The sequence below is a fragment of the Rhodococcus sp. T7 genome (genome assembly GCF_009872365.1).
Classification (GTDB): domain Bacteria; phylum Actinomycetota; class Actinomycetes; order Mycobacteriales; family Mycobacteriaceae; genus Rhodococcus_F.
The window spans coordinates 1-3,337 of the sequence record NZ_WXYH01000157.1 but is presented as its reverse complement, the minus strand read 5'-3'; the positions used below and the strand labels follow the sequence as shown (position 1 = coordinate 3,337).

Here is a 3,337-nt window from a genome sequence, read left to right as displayed (position 1 = left end):
TGTGCCAACGACGGGTTGGTTGCGGTGCTGCCGTCGGCGAACTTGACGGTGGGCACGACGTGGTTGCCGCCGTTGACGTTGCCGACGAACTCCGCAGACGCCGGATCGTCCTCGATGTCGATCTCCACGTAGCCGATGCCGGATTCGTCGAGCTGCGTCTTCAGGCGCCGGCAGTAGCCGCACCAGGTGGTGGAGTAGATGGTCAGGGCGGGGGTGTCGGTTGCAGTCACGGCGGATATAACACCACGAGTCCGCCGGGTGTTCCCACTGCGGTGTTCGTCCGCTTCGCGTCGTGTCGGTCGCCCCTGTCATGATGGACGCCATGTCAGCAGCCGGCGCAGCAGAGGTGACGACTACCGGTCTCGATCCCGAACAGTCCGCAGCGGTCCTCGCTCCCCGGGGGCCGGTGTGTGTGCTGGCGGGGGCCGGAACAGGCAAGACCCGGACCATCACCCGGCGGATCGCGCACCTCGTGGCCAGCGGGCACGTCGCCGCGGGGCAGGTGCTGGCGGTCACGTTCACGGCGCGTGCGGCAGGCGAGATGCGCGGGCGGCTGCGCAGCCTGGGGATCGGCGACGGGGGAGCGCAGGTCCAGGCGCGCACGTTCCACGCCGCCGCGCTGCGGCAGCTGCGGTACTTCTGGCCGCAGGTGGTCGGCGACACGGAATGGCGGCTGCTGGACCGCAAGTTCGCGGTCGTGTCGTCCGCCGCCGGACGGGTCGGCCTGTCCACCAGCACGGAGAGCATCCGAGACCTGGCGAGTGAGATCGAGTGGGCCAAGGCCTCGCTGATCGCGCCCGAGGACTACCCGCGTGCGGTGGCGAAGTTGCGCCGGGAGGCGCCGGTCGACGCCGCGAAGGTCGCCGAGGTGTATCACGGCTACGAACAGCTCAAGGCCCGCGGCCAGGACGGTATGCTCCTCGATTTCGACGACCTCCTGCTCCACACGGCGGCGGCACTCGAAGAGCATTCGGCTGTCGCCGAGGAGTTCCGCGACCGCTATCGCTGCTTCGTCGTCGACGAATACCAGGACGTCACCCCGCTGCAGCAGCGTGTCCTCGACGCCTGGCTCGGGGAGCGGGACGACCTCACCGTCGTCGGCGACGCCAACCAGACCATCTACTCGTTCACCGGCGCCACCCCGAACTACCTGCTCGACTTCTCGCGCCGGTTCCCCGAGGCCACCGTCGTGCGCCTCGAGCGCGACTACCGCTCGACCCCCGAGGTCGTGTCGATGGCGAACAGGGTGATCGGAGCGGCCCGCGGCCGGATCGCGGGCACCCGTCTGCAACTGATCGGGCAGCGCGACTCCGGACCGGAGCCGAGTTTCGTCGAGTTCGACGACGAACCGGCCGAGGCCGCCGGGGTGGCGCGCACGATCAAGCGGCTCATCGCGTCCGGCACTCCGGCGGCGGAGATCGCGGTCCTGTACCGGATCAACGCCCAATCCGAAGTGCACGAGCAGGCGCTGACGAAACTCGACATCCCGTACCAGGTGCGGGGCGGGGAGGGCTTCTTCACCCGCACCGAGGTGCGTCAGGCCGTGGCGGCGCTGCGTCAGGCCGCGGGCCGCGACGACCTGCCCGACGCGGTCGGCGCCGATCTCGTCACGCTCGTCCGCGCCGTCCTCGTGCCGCTGGGGCTGACGGACGCCGAACCGGCGGGTGCGCAGGCCCGCGAGCGGTGGGCCTCCCTGTCGGCGCTCGTCGCGCTCACCGAGGAACAGCTGACCCAGGATCCGGAGTTGACCCTCGACGCACTGCTGCGCGAGCTGAGTCTGCGGGCGGAGGCGCGGCACCCACCCGTCGTGCAGGGTGTGACCCTCGCGTCCCTGCACGCCGCGAAGGGGCTCGAATGGGACGCCGTGTTCCTCGTCGGCCTCACCGACGGAACGCTGCCCATCCAGCACGTGCTCGGCGACTCCACTTCGGCGCCCGACGAAGCTGCCGTCGAGGAGGAACGCCGGTTGCTGTACGTCGGCGTCACCCGCGCCCGCGAGCACCTGCAGATGTCGTGGGCGCTGTCCCGGAACGAGGGCGGCCGCAAGTCGCGGCGCCGTTCGCGGTTCCTGCACGGACTCATCCCCGAAGACTCGCCTGCCTCGCGGATCGCGGCGCCCGTCAAGAGCAGCAAGAAGCGTCCACGGTGCCGGCTCTGCGGAAAACAGCTGATCGGGACGACCGCGACCATGCTCGGTCGCTGCGAGGGATGCCCGTCGAACATCGACATGGAACTGCTCGAATCGCTGCGGTCGTGGCGGCTCGAGAAGTCGAGGGAGCTGAAGGTCCCGGCGTACGTGGTGTTCAGCGACAACACGTTGACGGCTCTCGCCGAGCAGCGCCCGCAGGACGACCGCGGACTCGTCGCGATTCCCGGGATCGGTGCAAAGAAGCTCGAACAGTTCGGCGAGGACGTCCTCGGTGTGATCAAGGGAAGCGGCAGTCACTGAACGACTCCCGCGCGGGTGGGTAGTAGCACGCATCACTGCAGGTCAAAAATAGGTTGTGCGGTTCTGGAGAATTGCCTACTGTGGTTTCAGTGCGCGGGGAGACCCGTGTGGTTCACATCGGATCGAGAAGAAATGGAGGTGGCGGTGAAATGACAAAGTTCCAAGCACATGAGACGGCAGTCGCTGCCGCCTCCGCGTTGTTCGGCATGAACGCGGCGGAACCGGCACCGGCGATTGTCTGGTCGGCAGCCCGTCGTCGTCCCGCAGCAGCAGTCGAGTCCGTGTATCGGAGTTGTCGAGGAATTCCTCGATAGATCAACTCCCACCGTCTTTTCAAGGCCACGGACCCGCATCGCGGACCGTGGCCTTCGTAGTTCGAGCACCTTTTCCGCTCGCAGCCTCGGCTCTGGTTCGCACCTTTTTCATCGAACCGAAGAGATCAACCGTCGCAATGAGAGCAGAGGAGAACGACGTGTCTACCGTGACATGCCGAGGGGTATCCGAAACCTCAACCGCCACAAGCGGATTTGTTCAGATAGCTACCGCACGTGGTGACCTGCCGTGCCGGGTCGACGATCCCGACCTGTGGTTCGCGGACTCTCCCACCGAACTGGAGCAGGCGAAGGCGCTGTGCGCGTCCTGCCCGATTCGTTCCCGCTGCCTCGACGCGGCCCTCGATCGAGGTGAGCCGTGGGGCGTGTGGGGTGGGGAGATCTTCGACCAGGGTGTCGTGATCGCCCGCAAGCGTCCCCGGGGACGTCCCCGCAAGACGCCGGCGCTGGTGTGTGCGTAGCACCTGTGAGTACTTGTTAACCGCCCGCGGTTGATGTGATGGAAAAGGGGCGGGGGGCTCCCGCTCCTCATGGTTCCCAGCGGACGCTGGGGGTG

General features: G+C 67.7%; 3 protein-coding genes. 2 read left to right on the top strand and 1 reads right to left on the bottom strand.

Translation table 11 applies throughout. The annotated features are described in order from the left end of the window. Positions 1 to 230: mycoredoxin (locus MLGJGCBP_RS17255; protein WP_160097147.1), on the bottom strand; the 230-nt coding region annotated here is incomplete at its 3' end. Between the two features lie 80 nt (positions 231 to 310). Between MLGJGCBP_RS17255 and MLGJGCBP_RS17250 the strand changes: the two genes are divergently transcribed. Continuing rightward, entirely contained in the window at positions 311 to 2,449 is a 2,139-nt protein-coding gene (locus MLGJGCBP_RS17250) for an ATP-dependent DNA helicase UvrD2 (RefSeq protein ID WP_160097149.1), read from the top strand. Positions 2,450 to 2,900: 451 nt separating this feature from the next. Then, on the top strand, positions 2,901 to 3,242 hold the full coding sequence (locus MLGJGCBP_RS17245) for a WhiB family transcriptional regulator (RefSeq protein ID WP_072937673.1): 342 nt from the start codon (positions 2,901 to 2,903) through the stop codon (positions 3,240 to 3,242). Positions 3,243 to 3,337 lie beyond the last annotated feature (95 nt).

Excerpts from the sequence above, each read along its gene's own strand:
- MLGJGCBP_RS17250 (WP_160097149.1), top strand. The coding sequence starts at position 311 with ATGATGGACGCCATGTCAGCAGCCGGCGCAGCAGAGGTGACGACTACC.
- MLGJGCBP_RS17245 (WP_072937673.1), top strand. The coding sequence starts at position 2,901 with ATGAGAGCAGAGGAGAACGACGTGTCTACCGTGACATGCCGAGGGGTA.